We start from the raw sequence: 15,159 nt of genomic DNA on the forward strand, positions 1-15,159 counted from the left end.
ACAAATAATGCATACATGTATGACATTGCAGCCACCACGAACGCTGCGATACCTGCATGAGGGAGGAATTATGATCATCACCGACGTCGAGGTCCGTGTTTTCCGCACGACGACCCGTCGGCACTCGGACAGTGCCGGTCACGCACATCCGGGTCCGGCGCATCAGGTTGAACAGGCCATGCTGACCATCCGCACGGAAGACGGGCAAGAAGGCCATTCCTTCACAGCGCCGGAAATCGTTCGACCGCATGTCATCGAAAAATTCGTCAAGAAAGTGCTGATCGGCGAGGATTATCGCGACCGGGAACGCCTTTGGCAGGACCTTGCTCACTGGCAACGCGGCTCGGCGGCGCAGCTGACGGACCGCACGCTGGCGGTGGTGGACTGCGCGCTCTGGGACCTTGCCGGTCGCAGCCTCGGACAACCTGTATACAAGTTGATTGGTGGTTATCGCGACAAGGTGCTCGCCTATGGCTCGATCATGTGTGGGGACGAGCTGGAAGGCGGCCTTGCAACGCCTGAAGACTACGGCCGGTTCGCCGAAACGCTGGTGAAGCGCGGTTACAAGGGCATCAAGCTTCACACCTGGATGCCGCCCGTCAGCTGGGCGCCGGATGTGAAGATGGACCTCAAGGCCTGCGCGGCCGTGCGCGAAGCGGTCGGGCCCGATATCCGCCTGATGATCGACGCCTTTCACTGGTATTCCCGCACCGACGCGCTGGCATTGGGACGTGGCCTTGAAAAGCTCGGCTTCGACTGGATCGAAGAGCCGATGGATGAGCAGTCGCTCTCCTCCTACAAGTGGCTCGCCGACAATCTCGATATTCCCGTCGTCGGCCCGGAAAGTGCAGCTGGCAAGCACTGGCACCGCGCAGAATGGATCAAGGCCGGCGCCTGCGATATTCTTCGCACAGGCGTCAACGATGTAGGCGGCATCACGCCGGCGCTCAAGACCATGCATCTGGCCGAAGCCTTCGGTATGGAATGCGAGGTGCATGGCAATACGGCCATGAACCTGCATGTGGTCGCCGCCACCAAGAATTGCCGCTGGTACGAGCGTGGCCTCCTGCATCCCTTCCTCGAATATGATGACGGCCACGACTATCTGAAGTCTTTGTCCGACCCGATGGACCGCGATGGGTTCGTTCACGTTCCCGACCGGCCGGGCCTTGGCGAGGATATCGATTTCGATTTCATCGACAACAACCGGGTGAGATAAGGCTATGAAAACCGTGCTCGCCTTTGGAGACAGCCTCACCTGGGGCGCAGACCCGGCAACGGGTCTCCGCCACCGGCCTGAGCATCGCTGGCCGGAGGTGCTGGAGGCCGAGCTTTCCGGAAAGGCGAAGGTTCATGCCGAAGGACTTGGCGGGCGCACCACCTGTTATGACGACCATGCCGGCCCGGCCTGCCGCAATGGCGCACGGGCGCTTGAAGTCGCGCTTTCGTGCCACATGCCGCTTGATCTCGTCATCGTCATGCTCGGCACCAACGACATCAAGCCGGTGCATGGCGGTCGCGCGGAAGCCGCCGTTTCGGGCATGCGGCGGCTGGCGCAAATCGTCGAGACCTTCATCTACAAGCCGCGAGATGCAGTGCCTAAGCTTCTGATCGTCGCGCCACCGCCCTGCGTCGCGGGCCCCGCCGGAGAACCGGCGGGCGGCCGCGATATTGGTCAATCGCTACGGCTTGCGCCGCTCTATCACAAACTCGCCGCCGAACTTGGGCATCACTTCTTTGATGCCGGATCGGTCGCCAGCGCCTCGCCAGTGGATGGCGTGCATCTGGAAGCGCCGGCAACGGCGGCAATCGGCCGGGCGCTCGCCGCTCCGGTCAGAGACATTCTTGGCTGATCACACGAAGCCTGTGGAGGAACAGGCGCGCGGATCGAAACGTGGAAGGCCGTATGAACCGGTCGTATGGGAGGAAAAATGAGACATTTTCTTGCAACCGCAGCCCTCGGTGCACTGCTGATCGGCGCCGTGCCGCTCAGCGTCTTTGCCGAAACGCCGAAGGACCAGCTCATCGTCGCCACGACCATGAGCAATATCCTGACCCTTGATCCAGCCGCCATTACCGGCCGCGAGACGGTGCAGGTTCTGAATAATATATACGACACGCTGGTCGTGCTTTCGCCCAAAGATCGCAGCGTCCAGCCCCGCCTTGCCGAACGTTGGGAAATCGGCGAGGACCGGAAATCGATCCGCTTCCACCTGCGCGCCGACGCCAAGTTCGCGTCCGGTAACGCCGTGACGGCAAAGGACGTGGCATGGAGCCTGAAACGTCTGCTCGCCCGCAATCTGGCGCAATCGTCTTTCCTCAAAACGCGCGGCTTCAAGCTGGAGGATGCCGACAAGCTTTTCGTCGCCGAAAACGACCAGACCTTCGTGCTTAATATTCCGAAGCCTGATGATCCCAACCTGCTGCTGATGATCCTTGCACAGAATGGGCCCGGCTCGATCATCGACAGCCAGACGGCGCTTGCCAACGAAAAGGACGGCGATCTCGGTGGCGCGTGGCTGACGCTCAATTCGGCGGGCTCCGGCCCGTTCAAGCTAACCCAGTGGAAATCCAACGAATATATCATTCTCACCCGCAACGACGATTACTGGGGTGAAAAAGCCAAGATGAAGCGCGTCCTGATGCGCCATCTGCCGGAATCGCAATCGCAGCGGCTGATGCTGGAAAAGGGCGATATTGATGTCGCCTATTCCCTGCAGGCGCCGGACCTGAAGTCGCTCGAAGCCGACAAGACCATCGCCATCGAATCCACACCCGGCTCCGGTTTTTATTACCTCAGCGTTTCGATGAAAGACGAGCGCTTTGCGAACAAGAAAGTGCGCGAAGCCCTGCGTTACCTGATCGACTACGACGGTCTCGACAAGGCGGTCATGCCCTATTACGGCAAGCTGCATCAGCGCTCTCTCAGCACCGGTGTGATGGGCGCGCTGCCGGATCAGGGCTACAAGCTCGATATCGCAAAAGCCAAGGCGCTTCTGGCTGAAGCCGGTTATCCAAACGGTTTCAAGACGACGTTGCGCGTGCTCTCGGAAGACCCCTTCATGAAAGCGGCAACGGCCATCCAGAACACACTGGCCCAGGCCGGCATCCAGGCCGAACTGATCAGCGGTTCCGGCGACCAGATTTACGGCGCCATGCGCGAGCGCAACTTCGAACTGCTTCTTGGCCGCGGCGGCGGCGGTCAGCAGCCGCATCCAGACAACAACCTGCGCTCCATCGCCTATAATCCGAACAATGCGGACGACGCCAAGCTCACCAACTATCAGAGCTGGCGCACGAGCTTCTTCGATGAAAAGCTGAACAAGATGATCGAGGAAGCCCTTGTCGAGCGCGACGTGGCGAAACAGACGAAGCTCTACGAGGACCTTCAGGCCTATATGGACGAAATCGTCATGTCCATTCAACCATTCTCCGAAGTCGTCGACACCGCCGCTTTCCGCAGCGACATCAAGGGTATGATCGTCAGCCCCTGGCTCTCGCGCTTTGAAGAGGTGAGCAAGGAGCGCTGATCGGCTGCCATATCTGCAAGTAGGAGAAGGCGCGGCTAACCCCGCGCCTTTTTGCTGTAGTGAAGCTCCATTCACCCAATGTGTTAGGCGCAAGCGAAGCCTCCGCACTCTGTCACGCCGGAAGAGATCCGGGGTCTTGTGTGAGCAGCCCAAGCGCAGTTGGCGGCCCGCCCTCCCGCCGTAGCCATCCAAAAAAATTGCCCGGCACTGGAGGCCGGGCGAGGAAGGAGGATTTTATTATTCGTGATGCCCCGGAGGAGGACGATCACGCTTTGGGAGGTGTCATGCGCCTTCATATTCCAGCGAGGCGCCGATCAGTTCGCGCGCATAGGGATGTGTCGCGCCATTGCCCGCGATTGCCTCACGCGGCAGGATTTCGGTGATTTCGCCGCGCAGCATCACGGCGAAGCGGTCGCACATGTGGTCGACCACGGCGAGATCGTGCGTCACCATGATATAGGTGAAGCCGCGCTCTTCGCGCAGGCGCTGCAACAGGTTGAGGATTTCGGCCTGCACCGAAACATCGAGCGCCGAGGTCGGCTCGTCGAGCAGAAGCAGCGACGGTTCAAGGATCAGCGCACGCGCAATCGCCACGCGCTGCCGCTGGCCGCCGGAAAGCTGATGCGGGAAGCGGTCCAGGAACGACACGGGCAGACCGACATCCGTAATTACCTTGCGCATGCGCTCTTCACGATCGCCCAGTTTATGGATGGCAAGCGATTCTCCGAGAACGGTGCGCACCGACTGGCGCGGATGCAGCGAACCATAGGGATCCTGAAACACCATCTGCAACGTGCGGCATCGCTCGATCAGCGGCATGTCGCGAACCGACTTTCCATTGATGAGGATTTCGCCGCTCCAGAAATCATTCAGCATCGACACGCAGCGCAACACTGTTGATTTGCCCGAACCGCTTTCACCGACCAGACCGAAACACTCGCCCGGCTCGACGCGAAAGGACACCGAAGGCAGCACTTTCAGCGCCGTGTGGCCGCTGCCGAAGGTGATGGAGAGATCGCGGGTTTCAACGGAAACGGCCATTATACTTTCTCCTCCAGCCATTCGGGGCGGCGATCCAGCACCGCAAGTGGCGCACGCGTGCCGCCAATCCGCGGCTGCGCCGCGAGCAGGCCGCGCGTGTAGGGGTGTTGCGCTTGATCGAGGTCGCGCGCGGCAAGCGTTTCCACCACCCGGCCGGCATACATGATGAGTACCCGGTCGCAGAAATTGCGCACGAGATTGAGGTCGTGGCTGATCATGATGAGACCGATGCCTCTATCCCGAACGAGGCCATCGAGAATATTCAGAACCTGCAGCCGCACCGTCACATCCAGCGCAGAGGTCGGCTCGTCGGCAATGACCAGATCAGGATCGGCAAGCAGCATCATCGCAATCATGACGCGCTGGCCCATGCCACCGGAAATCTCGTGCGGATATTGCTCGTAGACGCGCGCGGCATCGCGGATTTTAACCGCATCGAGCATGGCGAGCGCCTTTTCCCGGGCTTCCGATTTCGACGCCTTGAAATGGCGCAGATAGGTCTCCGTCACCTGATCGCCGACACGGCGGATGGGATTGAGGGAGAATTTTGGATCCTGAAGGATCATCGACATGCGCCGTCCGCGAACCTTCAGCATCTCCTTCTCGCTGAGCGACAGAAGATCGAGGCCATCAAAATCAAGCTTGTCGGCCGTTATCGTCGCCGATGGCAGGAGGCGCAGCAAAGCCCGGCCGACGGTGGACTTGCCCGAGCCGCTTTCGCCGACAATGCCGAGACGCTCCCGGCCAAGGGTGAAGGAGATGCCGCGCACGGCCTCGGTGGGCGAACCGCCATAACGGATGCGAAGATTTTCGACGTCGAGGATTGGTTTTTCCATGGCCCTATTTCCGGTTCATCTGCTTCGGATCGAGCGCATCCCGCAGGCCGTCACCCAGAAGGTTGAAGGCAAGGCTGACGGAAAGGATCGCAACGCCGGGGAAAGTGACGAGCCACCAGCTGTCGAGCATGTAACGGCGTCCGGTCGCGATCATCGCGCCCCATTCAGGCAGGGGCGGCTGCGCGCCAAGGCCTAGGAAGCCGAGGCCTGCGGCGGTCAGAATGACGGTCGCCATATTCAGCGTCAGACGGATCAGCACCGAAGGCAGGCACATTGGCATGATCGATTTTATGATGATGCGCAGCGGCGAAGCACCCTGAAGCCTTGCGGCGGCAATGTAGTCCGCCTTGCGGAATGTCATCGCTTCGGCGCGTGCGAGCCGCGCGATCGGCGGCCATGAGGTGAGCGCGATCGCGATGATCGCATTGTTGAGGCTGGGTCCGAGCGCGGCCACGAAGGCGAGCGACAGGATGAGGCTCGGGAACGACAGGAAAATATCCGTGATGCGCATCATCACCGTATCGAACTTGCCGCCGAGATAACCGGAGGCCGTGCCGACCAGCAGACCGACCGGACCGACGATGATCGACACCAGCGTGATGATGGTGAGAGTGATGCGCGCGCCCCACAGAAGGCGACTGTAAATATCGCGTCCAAGCTCGTCCGTGCCGAAGAAATGGCCGTTACCAGGCGGCTGCAGCGTCTTGGCGAGATCCTGCACGTAAGGATCATGCGTCGCAAGCCAGGGCGCGAAAATCGCCGCGATGACGAGAAGCAGCAATATCACCAGGCCGAAGGCCGATGTCGGGCTTTTCAGCAGGAAGACAATGATGTTCTTCAGCGCGTTCAATGGCACGGGAAGACGCAAGGAAGTTTCTGCACGAGCCGTCATCAGCGGGTCCTCGGATCGAAAAAGCGGTAGAGAATGTCGGACAGGAGATTGAGCCCGATGAAGATGACTCCGACGATAAGTACGCAGGTCATCACGGCATTCATGTCGCCGATGATAAGATTGCTGGTGAGATATTGGCCGAAGCCCGGCCAGGCGAAGACGGTCTCGATAAGGACAGCGCCTTCCAGCAGTGAGCCGTAAGCAAGGGCAATGATGGTGACGAGCTGCACGCGGATATTGCCGAAAGCATGCAACCACACCGTCTGGCGTTGCGACAGGCCTTTGACGCGCGCGGTCGTCACATATTCCTGCCCCAGCTGGTCGAGCATGAAGCTGCGCGTCATGCGGGTGATATAGGCCGACGATGAATAACCAAGCAGAGCGGCGGGCAGGATGAGGTGATTGATGGCCGACCAGAAGACTTCCATATCGCCCGCCAGCAGGCTGTCGATGAGCAGGAAGCCCGTTCGTTCCTCCACGAGACCGATATAGAACTGGTCCATGCGGCCACCGCCGCCGACAAGCCCGAGATGAGCGTAAAAAACGATCAGCGCAATCATACCGGTCCAGAAAATCGGCATGGAATGGCCGAACAGGCTGAGCACCCGGACCAAATGGTCCTGCCAGCGGTCTTTCTTGACGGCGGCATAAACCCCCATGGGAATCCCGAGGCCGGCACCGATCAGGATCGCGAAGGTCGCGAGCTCCATCGTCGCCGGCATGACGCGTATGATATCCTGGATGACGGGCTGGCCCGTGCGGATCGAGGTTCCGAAATCGCCGGTGAACACATCGCCGAGATAATAGATGAATTGTTGCCAGAGCGGACGGTCGAAACCGAGCGCATGGTAAACCTGCTCATAGGTTTCGCGGGTCGCGTCCTCGCCGACGATGGCCCGCACCGGATCAGCGGGCATCAGGCGGCCGATGAAAAAGGTCAGCAGCAGCAATCCGAGCAGCGTGACCGCAATACTTCCGATCTGGCCGGACAGGCCATACAGCGAAAGGCGTCTTTTTGGCATGGTTCCTCCCTTGCCAGAAGTCGATTGCACAAAATAACAAAGGCGCAATCCTGTCTGACAACTATTCGCAAGTTGTCACAGGTGTGGAGAGCTGTCAAGCATATGCCGATAAAATTGGTCCTGCGCCAGGCCTGGAAGATGACTGAAGCAGGCAACAACGCTGCCTTTCAAGACCGAGATTTCATCCGAAAACCAGCGGTTCTTTGCTTTGCCGGAGAAAGGAATCACACATATTGCCGCGATGACAAAAGCCTGTATTCTTCGCTTCGAACTGCCTGTGGAGATGCCGGTCCGGCACCGGCATATCTCCTGCTTCAAGGGGGAGGAAGAGATGGCGGAAATGACACTTCTGGCATTTGCGATAGTTGCCTTTATCGGTATTGCCACACCTGGCCCGACGGTTTTGCTGGCGCTTGCGAATGGCTCGCGTTTCGGGGTCCGCCGTGCCTTGACCGGCATGGCTGGTGCGGTGCTGTCAGATTTCGTCCTGATCGGCGCGGTTGCACTGGGATTGGGAGCATTGCTCGCCGCCTCGGAGTTCTGGTTCGGCGTCGTCAAATGGGTCGGCGTTTGTTATCTCGCCTTCCTGGGCGTCATGCTTTTGCGCTCCAGAGGCTCGCTCGATGGCGCTCTTCAATCGGCAGACACTTCCGGGGCCACTTCCGCCCGCTCGATTTTCCTCAAAAGCTTCCTTGTGGCCGTGACCAACCCCAAGGGATATCTGTTCTTTTCGGCTTTCCTGCCGCAATTCATCGATCCGGCAGCACCGCAGATTCAGCAATATGCAGTGCTTGCGCTGGTTTTTGCCGGCATCGATTTCATCGTCATGTTCGGATATGCCCTGCTGGGCTCGCAGGCCGTCAGACTGTTGCGGAAGTCAGGGGCGTTATGGCTCGACCGCATTTGCGGCGGCGCACTTTTGACGCTTGCCGCCTCTCTGGCTTTCTACCGACGGGCGAGCGCTTAACCTGCTGAGAAAGCTGAAATTTCCTAGTTATTCAGCGGCTGTACGGGAGCGCAAAAGCACCTTGTAGCGCTCAAGACTACCGCGCAGATGCGCCGCCATATATTGGCGGGCAGCATCGGCATCGCCTTCGATGATGGCGTCAACGATCTTCGCATGCTCCTCCTGGAGATGAAGATTGTAGTCCTTCGGACGGGAACCGGGCGCCGCCCCCTGTAATTCGCCACGCGGGATGATGCCGGAGCGGATGAGTTGAAGAAACTCGGGGAATCGCCTGTTCTGCGTCGCCTGTGCAATGGCCAGATGGAACTCGAAATCGGCATCCCGCGTCGGCAACCCGGCGGCGAGACAGTCGCCAACGCGCCGATGCGCATCGACAATCGACTCCACCTGCACGGCGGAACGGCGCGATGCCGCAAGCCCGGCGGACTCAACTTCGAAGACGGTGCGCAATTCCAGCAGTTCGATTACCGAGGAGATCCGCCCCACGGCGAGATCATTGAAAGGCACTTCCTTGGCCGGCTTCACCTCAATGGCAAAAACGCCCGCTCCCTTGCGGGCCTCTACGAGACCATCCGCGCGCAGAATGGCGATGGCCTCCCGCACCACGGTGCGGCTGACGGAATATTCGCGTGTCAGCGCGCTCTCACTCGGTAGACGGTCGCCGGGACGGAACACGCCTTCAGACAAATCCCGCCGCAATGCGGAGCTGATTTTCGCCGCGAGCGATATTCCCGGCTTCGTGCTGCTCTCAACGTCCATTCCGGCCCACCTGTTTTAAACTTGTCTGGCATGTTAGCAAACACCCGCCACATTGCAAGGGCCGCGCTTCTCGCACCAACCTCGTTGCGAAGCGGCAATGTCGCAACAGCGGGATTTGCCCTCAGGCGGCCACCATGGCCGAACCGCTGGAAAAGCGGTTTCTGTACTCGCCCGGCGAGAGGCCGAGAATACGGTGAAACACACGACGGAAGGCAGCGGCATCCTCGTATCCCACCGACCAGGCGATCTGGTCCACCGAACGACGGGTGAATTCCAGCAGTTCCCGCGCCTTGCCGACACGAAGATGCTGGACATATTCGATAGGCTTCATACCGGTGGCGGCCTTGAAGCGGCGAAGGAAGGTTCGCTCCTCAAGCCCGGCATGTGCGGCCATATCGGAGACACTGGTCGCCCTCCCCGCGCGCGCCTGCAGCCAGTGCTGCACCTTCAGGATCGGCTCGTCGCCATGCGTCAACCGCGGCGCAAAACTGCTGTAATGTCGCTGCTCCCGACCGGAGGGGTCGATCAGCAGGAACTTACCGGTCTCGATCATCACCGAAGGCCCAAGCAGCCGGTCAACAATGCGCAGACCAAGATCGGTCCATGCCATCAGCCCACCCGCCGTGATGATATCGCCGTCTTCGATGACGATCTTGTCTATCTCCAGGCGGATATCGGGAAAGCGCTCGCGAAACCGTTCCGCAAACAGCCAGTGGGTAGTGGCCGGGCGGCCGGCCAAAAGACCTGTCGCAGCGACGATGAAGGAACCTCCGCAACTGGCGGCCAGCGTCGCGCCCTGCGCATGCCGGTCCAGCAGCCAGCGGGCATAGGGCCCGGCCTCGTCGATTTCGGCTGGCCCGGTCAGCCGGCCGGGTACGACGAAGATATCGGGATGCCCCGGCCTGCCCGGCTCGGTGTCATGACAACGGGAAAACTCCCCGCCCTCACCCATGCTCCAGTGGCTGACGCGCAGTTTCGGCCCACCACGATCCTCTGAGAAGACCGACGCGATGGCAAAAAGATCCGTGATGCCGTGCACCATGGCGACCTGACAGTCCCGGTAGAGAACCAGACCGACTTCCAGCGCACTTCCCGCAACACCCGCCATGCCCCACATCCCCGTTTTGTCAGTTTCGGCTCGTTTTCTGTCAGAAGCGCCAATCCAGCCCCGGCTGTCTCCAGAGTATCTCTATTCCCACGGGACGCAAGCAAACCACCCGCAACAGGAGAGAGAGCCATGACAACGATAGTCACCAGAGACGGAACGCACATCTTCTACAAGGACTGGGGTTCGAAAGACGGCCAGCCCATCATCTTTTCCCACGGCTGGCCGCTCAGTGCCGATGCATGGGACGCGCAGATGGTATTCTTTGCCAATAACGGTTTCCGCACCATTGCCCATGATCGCCGCAGCCACGGCCGCTCCGACCAGGTCTGGCACAACAACACCATGGATCAATATGCTGACGATCTGGCCGAGCTGATCGAACAGCTCGATCTTCACGACATCATTCTCGTCGGCCATTCCACCGGCGGCGGCGAGGTAACGCGCTATATCGGCCGCCATGGTACGGCCCGCGTCGCCAGGATCGCCCTCATCGGCGCAGTACCGCCGCTGATGCTGAAGACGGAAAGCAATGCCATCGGCCTGCCGATCGATGTTTTCGACGGCATCCGCAAGGGTACCTACGACAATCGCAGCCAGTTCTTCAGGGATCTGACCATTCCTTTCTACGGCTATAACCGTGAAGGTGCTGTGATTTCTGAAGGTATTCGCGACGAGTTCTGGCGGCAGGGCATGATGGGCGGCCTCAAGGGCCAGCTCGACAGCATCCGCGCCTTTTCGGAAAGCGATTTCCATCAGGACCTGAAGGCTTTCGACAAGCCAACGCTCGTACTGCACGGCGACGACGACCAGATCGTGCCGATCGGCGCTTCGGCGCTCTCCACGGTCAAGATCGTCAAACATGCGACCCTCAAGGTCTATGAGGGCGCCGACCATGGACTGACACAGACCCATCAGGACCGGTTCAACGCCGACCTTCTTGCTTTCATCAACGCCTGAAACCATCAGACAAAGGAAACACGGGACATGACACAGAATACGTTTCTCATCACCGGCGCGTCCGATGGCATTGGCGCTGTTTATGCCGAGCGCCTCGCAAAACGCGGCCACGATCTTATCCTCGTGGCGCGACGCGCCGAAAAGCTGAAGGCGCTGGCCGAGCGGCTGGAGAAGGATCACCAGATCGCTGTCGAGGTCCTGGCAGCAGACCTTTCACGAGCGGAAGACCTCGAAAGGGTAGAGGCACGGCTGCGCGAGGACCGGCGGATCATCGGTCTCGTCAACAATGCCGGTATTGCCGGAGACGGCGCTATCACGGAACTGGACCCGGCCCATGTCACGACGATGATCAATCTCAATATCCTTGCCGTCACCCGGCTTGCAGCGGCGATCGCACCGCGTCTTGCAGCAGATGGAAAGGGCACGATCATCAATATCACCTCGGTCACTGCCTTGATGCCGGCGGCATTTACCGCCGTTTATCCGGCGACCAAAGCCTTTGTGCTTGCCTTCACCGAGGCGCTGCACGCGCAGCTTTCCCCTTCCGGCGTCCGGGTTCAAGGTGTCCTGCCGGGCATCACCCGTACGGCCATCTGGGAAGAGGAACGTCTCGACGTCATTCCCGCCGCCATGGTCATGGATGCCCACGAGATGGTGGATGCAGCCCTGGCCGGTCTTGATCTGGGCGAGACGCTGACCATTCCTTCCCTGCCGGATACGGCAGACCTTGAAAATTTCCTTGCGGCCCGCGCTGCATTGAGGCCCAATCTATCGCATGCACATGCCGCCAGCCGGTATGGTGCAACCCAAACTGAATAGAGGGAGACGCATCATGATCCTCGGACTGACCATTCCCCAATTCACGACATTGCACGTTGCCTTGAGCCTCATAGGCATCGTAACCGGATTGATCGCCCTTCCCGCTTATGCGGCAGGGCGATGGATGCCGCGCATGATGGCGCTGTTTCTCGTCACCACGCTCGCCACAACGCTCACCGGCTTCCTGTTTCCGATCGGCAACTTCACACCGGCACTCGGCGTCGGCATCATCTCGACCATCATTCTGGCGGTCGCGCTGGTCGCGCTTTACGGATACGGTCTCAATGGCAGGGCGCGAACTGTTTATTCGATCACCGCCACGATGGGCCTTTATCTAAATATGTTCGTGCTGATCGTTCAGTCCTTTCTCAAGGTCGAGGCACTGAACGCACTGGCTCCGAATGGCAACGAACCACCATTCCTTGTCGCTCAACTCGCCCTGCTTGTTGCGGCAATCTGTCTTGGCTGGAAAGCGACGCGCCGCAAGCTTTTAGCCTGAAGCCAGCCCCCGCCCACACTTACCTGCGGGCTTCCCGGAAAAGCACACTTGCTCGATCCCCTTCGGGCAAGCTTGTGATTTCGTCGCGAACACAGGAAATCGCCACCTCTGAAATTTTCTCTTCCGTCCGTTGCCGCCGAACAATATACATTATATGATAACGTATATTAATTTAGAACAACAGGAGAAACCGATGAGTGCCGTGAGGATCAACGAACGTCTGACGGTCGCAGGCCAGCCGGATATCTCCGACTTTTCATCGCTTTCCGATCAGGGCTACAAAAGCATCATCAATGCCCGGCCGGATGGCGAAGAGCCCGGCCAGCCGGGCAATGAACATGAAAAAAGCGCCGCCAATGCTGCGGGTCTTGCCTACAGTTTCATTCCGGTCAATGGCCCGACTATTACCGAAGCCGATATTCGTGCCTTTCAGCAGACGATGACCGAGGCAAAAGGCCCCGTATTTGCCCATTGCAAGGGTGGAGCGCGAGCGCTGACCCTCTATGTGCTTGGCGAAGCGCTGGACGGGCGCATGAAACAAAGCGAGATCGCGACTTTCGGCCAACAGCATGGTTTCGATCTTTCCGGCGCCGTCCGCTGGCTGGAGCGGCAGGCTGCGGCAAAGCCGCACGTCAAGGCTTTCTTCGATCCGAGCACATCGAGCGTGCAATATGTCGTTTCCGACCCCGCAACCCGGCGCTGCGCCATCATCGATCCGGTCTACGATTTCGACGAGAAATCGGGGGCGACCGGCACGGTGAATGCCGATGCCATTCTGGCCTATGTCAAGGAGCAAGGCCTGTCGGTGGAATGGGTTCTAGACACGCATCCGCATGCCGACCATTTTTCCGCCGCCCACTATCTCAGCCAAAGAACTGGCGCGAAAACGGCAATCGGCGCCAAGGTCACCGGTGTGCAGCGGCTGTGGCAGGAGAAATATAACTGGCCAGATCTTGAAACAGACGGCTCGCAATGGGACCGGCTGTTTGAAGCGGGAGACCGGTTCAACATCGGTTCGCTGGAAGCTCGCGTGCTGTTTTCACCCGGACATACGCTCGCCTCCGTGACCTACGTGGTGGGCGACGCCGCATTCGTGCATGACACTCTTTTCATGCCTGATTCCGGCACGGCGCGCGCCGATTTTCCAGGCGGCAGCGCCAGAGAACTCTGGGCATCCATTCAGGACATCCTCGCCCTTCCCGACGAAACGCGGCTTTTCACCGGCCACGACTATCAACCCGGTGGCCGCGCGCCCAAATGGGAAAGCACTGTTGGAGAACAGAAACGCGGCAATCCGCATCTGGCTGGCATGACAGAGGAAGGCTTTATTCAGCTGCGCGAGGCGCGGGATCGCACCTTGCCGATGCCGAAGCTCATTCTGCACGCCTTGCAGGTCAATATCCGTGGCGGGCGCCTGCCTGAGCCGGAGGCCAATGGCAAACGTTATCTGAAATTCCCGCTCGACGTGCTGGAGGGCAGCACATGGTAAAGGAAAACATGCGGAAACAGATACCTGATATCACCGAAATCCCGCTTGCCGAGATGGAGGAACGCGCAGTCGAGGTCGCCATACTCTTGAAGACACTTGCCCATCCCGCGCGGCTGATGCTCGCCTGCACGCTGGCGCAGGGGGAGTTTTCTGTTGGCGAGCTGGAAGCCAAGCTGGATATCCGCCAGCCCACACTTTCCCAGCAACTTGGGGTTTTGCGTGAGGCGGGCGTTGTTGAAACGCGGCGCGAGGCCAAACAGATCTTCTACCGGTTAACCGAGGAAAAAGCGGCGCAGCTGATCGAGGCTCTCTATACCATCTTCTGTGCGCCGGAGGAAAACCCGTGACAGCCTATTGGCCCTCTCTATTCGGCGGTATGCTGCTCGGCCTCGCGAGTATTCTTCTGTTTCTCTTTAACGGCCGCATCGCCGGTATCAGCGGCATCCTGGGCAATGTGCTCGGCAAGGAACGGCGCTTGACGGATGTGGCCTTCGTCGCAGGTTTGCTGACAGGCCCGTATCTTTACGCCGCCGCATTCGGCCGCTTTCCCGCGCTCACCATATCTGCACCCTGGCCGCTGATCGTCATTGCTGGGCTGCTGGTGGGGTTCGGTACGCGCATGGGATCCGGCTGCACATCCGGCCATGGCATCATGGGTCTTGCTCGATTTTCCCGGCGCTCCATCACCGCCACTGCCATCTTCCTGATCACCGGTATCCTTGCCGCTACGATAACCGGAGCGCTGTCATGAAAAATCAGGTCATGGCGCGTTTCGTGGTGGCACTTGCGGCCGGGGCACTGTTCGGATTTGGCCTCTCCCTGTCCGGCATGATCGATCCTGCCCGCGTTTCAGGCTTTCTCGACGTGGCAAGCGGCCATTGGGATCCGAGCCTGATGTTCGTTCTCGGCGGTGCGGTTTTGGTCGCCGTGCCGGGCGTTCTGTTGTGCCGTTTCCTTGCCAAACCAGTTCTCAGTGCGGAATTTCACCTTGCCGCCAAAACTCGGGTCGACGCGCCGTTGGTTGTGGGCTCGGCTATTTTCGGCGCAGGCTGGGGGTTTGCCGGTTTCTGCCCCGGCCCGGCGATATCGGCGCTTGCTCTCGGCCTAATGCCGGTCATTCTCTTCGTTTGCGCCATGATCGCCGGCATGCTCGTTCACGAGCGAATCTACGCCAAACGGTAGGCATTTCCGCCTTGCCTGGACATGCGCGAGAGCAGCAGGCTCTCGCGCATCATCGCTG

The 15,159-nt window shown here is 59.7% G+C and carries 17 protein-coding genes; 11 read left to right on the top strand and 6 right to left on the bottom strand.

Going from position 1 to position 15,159, the window contains the following annotated elements:
- The first annotated feature begins 70 nt into the window (after positions 1-70).
- From ACQZ6D_RS10905 to ACQZ6D_RS10915, 3 genes are all read left to right on the top strand, one after another.
- Positions 71-1,219, top strand: a complete 1,149-nt coding sequence (locus ACQZ6D_RS10905; RefSeq protein ID WP_003511150.1) for a mandelate racemase family protein — start codon at positions 71-73, stop codon at positions 1,217-1,219.
- 4 nt (positions 1,220-1,223) lie between these two features.
- Positions 1,224-1,853 (top strand): SGNH/GDSL hydrolase family protein, encoded by a 630-nt coding sequence (locus ACQZ6D_RS10910; protein ID WP_097170554.1) that lies wholly within the window; start codon positions 1,224-1,226, stop codon positions 1,851-1,853.
- A 78-nt stretch (positions 1,854-1,931) separates the two neighbouring features.
- Positions 1,932-3,530, top strand: coding sequence for an ABC transporter substrate-binding protein (locus ACQZ6D_RS10915; protein ID WP_003511152.1), 1,599 nt, complete (start codon positions 1,932-1,934; stop codon positions 3,528-3,530).
- 282 nt (positions 3,531-3,812) lie between these two features.
- Here ACQZ6D_RS10915 and ACQZ6D_RS10920 read toward each other — a convergent pair whose 3' ends face one another.
- From ACQZ6D_RS10920 to ACQZ6D_RS10935, 4 genes are read right to left on the bottom strand one after another with little or no spacing between them, the layout of a single operon-like run.
- A complete protein-coding gene (locus ACQZ6D_RS10920) occupies positions 3,813-4,571 on the bottom strand; it encodes an ABC transporter ATP-binding protein (RefSeq protein WP_003511153.1) in 759 nt (252 codons plus the stop codon).
- Positions 4,571-5,407 carry an ABC transporter ATP-binding protein gene (locus ACQZ6D_RS10925; RefSeq protein ID WP_013761686.1) on the bottom strand — a complete coding sequence of 279 codons (837 nt, stop codon included), beginning with the start codon at positions 5,405-5,407 and terminating at the stop codon, positions 4,571-4,573. The genes ACQZ6D_RS10920 and ACQZ6D_RS10925 overlap by 1 nt, the downstream gene beginning before the upstream one ends.
- 4 nt (positions 5,408-5,411) lie before the next feature.
- Complete coding sequence (locus ACQZ6D_RS10930; RefSeq protein ID WP_065662536.1) at positions 5,412-6,299, bottom strand: ABC transporter permease; 888 nt, start codon at positions 6,297-6,299, stop codon at positions 5,412-5,414.
- Positions 6,299-7,321, bottom strand: coding sequence for an ABC transporter permease (locus ACQZ6D_RS10935; RefSeq protein WP_003500347.1), 1,023 nt, complete (start codon positions 7,319-7,321; stop codon positions 6,299-6,301). The genes ACQZ6D_RS10930 and ACQZ6D_RS10935 overlap by 1 nt, the downstream gene beginning before the upstream one ends.
- Positions 7,322-7,652: 331 nt before the next feature.
- Here ACQZ6D_RS10935 and ACQZ6D_RS10940 point away from each other — a divergent pair, with 331 nt between their 5' ends.
- Entirely contained in the window at positions 7,653-8,288 is a 636-nt protein-coding gene (locus ACQZ6D_RS10940; RefSeq protein WP_035200576.1) for a LysE family translocator, read from the top strand.
- A gap of 27 nt (positions 8,289-8,315) precedes the next feature.
- On the opposite strand, the gene ACQZ6D_RS10945 is transcribed toward ACQZ6D_RS10940, so the two are convergent.
- Both ACQZ6D_RS10945 and ACQZ6D_RS10950 read right to left on the bottom strand, forming a co-directional pair.
- Positions 8,316-9,047, bottom strand: coding sequence for a FadR/GntR family transcriptional regulator (locus tag ACQZ6D_RS10945; protein ID WP_003511162.1), 732 nt, complete (start codon positions 9,045-9,047; stop codon positions 8,316-8,318).
- Positions 9,048-9,168: 121 nt separating this feature from the next.
- Positions 9,169-10,155: a GlxA family transcriptional regulator gene (locus ACQZ6D_RS10950; RefSeq protein WP_035200579.1), complete on the bottom strand. Its 987-nt coding sequence runs from the start codon at positions 10,153-10,155 to the stop codon at positions 9,169-9,171.
- A gap of 129 nt (positions 10,156-10,284) precedes the next feature.
- Here ACQZ6D_RS10950 and ACQZ6D_RS10955 point away from each other — a divergent pair, with 129 nt between their 5' ends.
- From ACQZ6D_RS10955 to ACQZ6D_RS10985, 7 genes are all read left to right on the top strand, one after another.
- Positions 10,285-11,112, top strand: coding sequence for an alpha/beta fold hydrolase (locus ACQZ6D_RS10955; RefSeq protein ID WP_013761690.1), 828 nt, complete (start codon positions 10,285-10,287; stop codon positions 11,110-11,112).
- Between the two features lie 27 nt (positions 11,113-11,139).
- On the top strand, positions 11,140-11,931 hold the full coding sequence (locus tag ACQZ6D_RS10960) for an SDR family NAD(P)-dependent oxidoreductase (RefSeq protein ID WP_322918139.1): 792 nt from the start codon (positions 11,140-11,142) through the stop codon (positions 11,929-11,931).
- A 13-nt stretch (positions 11,932-11,944) separates the two neighbouring features.
- Positions 11,945-12,430, top strand: a complete 486-nt coding sequence (locus ACQZ6D_RS10965) for a hypothetical protein (protein WP_003511169.1) — start codon at positions 11,945-11,947, stop codon at positions 12,428-12,430.
- 193 nt (positions 12,431-12,623) lie between these two features.
- A complete protein-coding gene (gene blh / locus ACQZ6D_RS10970) occupies positions 12,624-13,919 on the top strand; it encodes a bifunctional sulfur transferase/dioxygenase Blh (protein ID WP_448729928.1) in 1,296 nt (431 codons plus the stop codon).
- Positions 13,913-14,266 (top strand): sulfite-sensing transcriptional repressor BigR, encoded by a 354-nt coding sequence (bigR, locus tag ACQZ6D_RS10975; RefSeq protein WP_003511171.1) that lies wholly within the window; start codon positions 13,913-13,915, stop codon positions 14,264-14,266. Before blh ends, bigR begins: the two co-directional genes overlap by 7 nt.
- Positions 14,263-14,670 carry a YeeE/YedE family protein gene (locus ACQZ6D_RS10980; protein WP_003511172.1) on the top strand — a complete coding sequence of 136 codons (408 nt, stop codon included), beginning with the start codon at positions 14,263-14,265 and terminating at the stop codon, positions 14,668-14,670. The genes bigR and ACQZ6D_RS10980 overlap by 4 nt, the downstream gene beginning before the upstream one ends.
- Positions 14,667-15,101: a DUF6691 family protein gene (locus ACQZ6D_RS10985; RefSeq protein WP_448729929.1), complete on the top strand. Its 435-nt coding sequence runs from the start codon at positions 14,667-14,669 to the stop codon at positions 15,099-15,101. The genes ACQZ6D_RS10980 and ACQZ6D_RS10985 overlap by 4 nt, the downstream gene beginning before the upstream one ends.
- Positions 15,102-15,159: the final 58 nt, after the last annotated feature.

This window comes from Agrobacterium sp. 22-3639C2 (genome assembly GCF_053522105.1).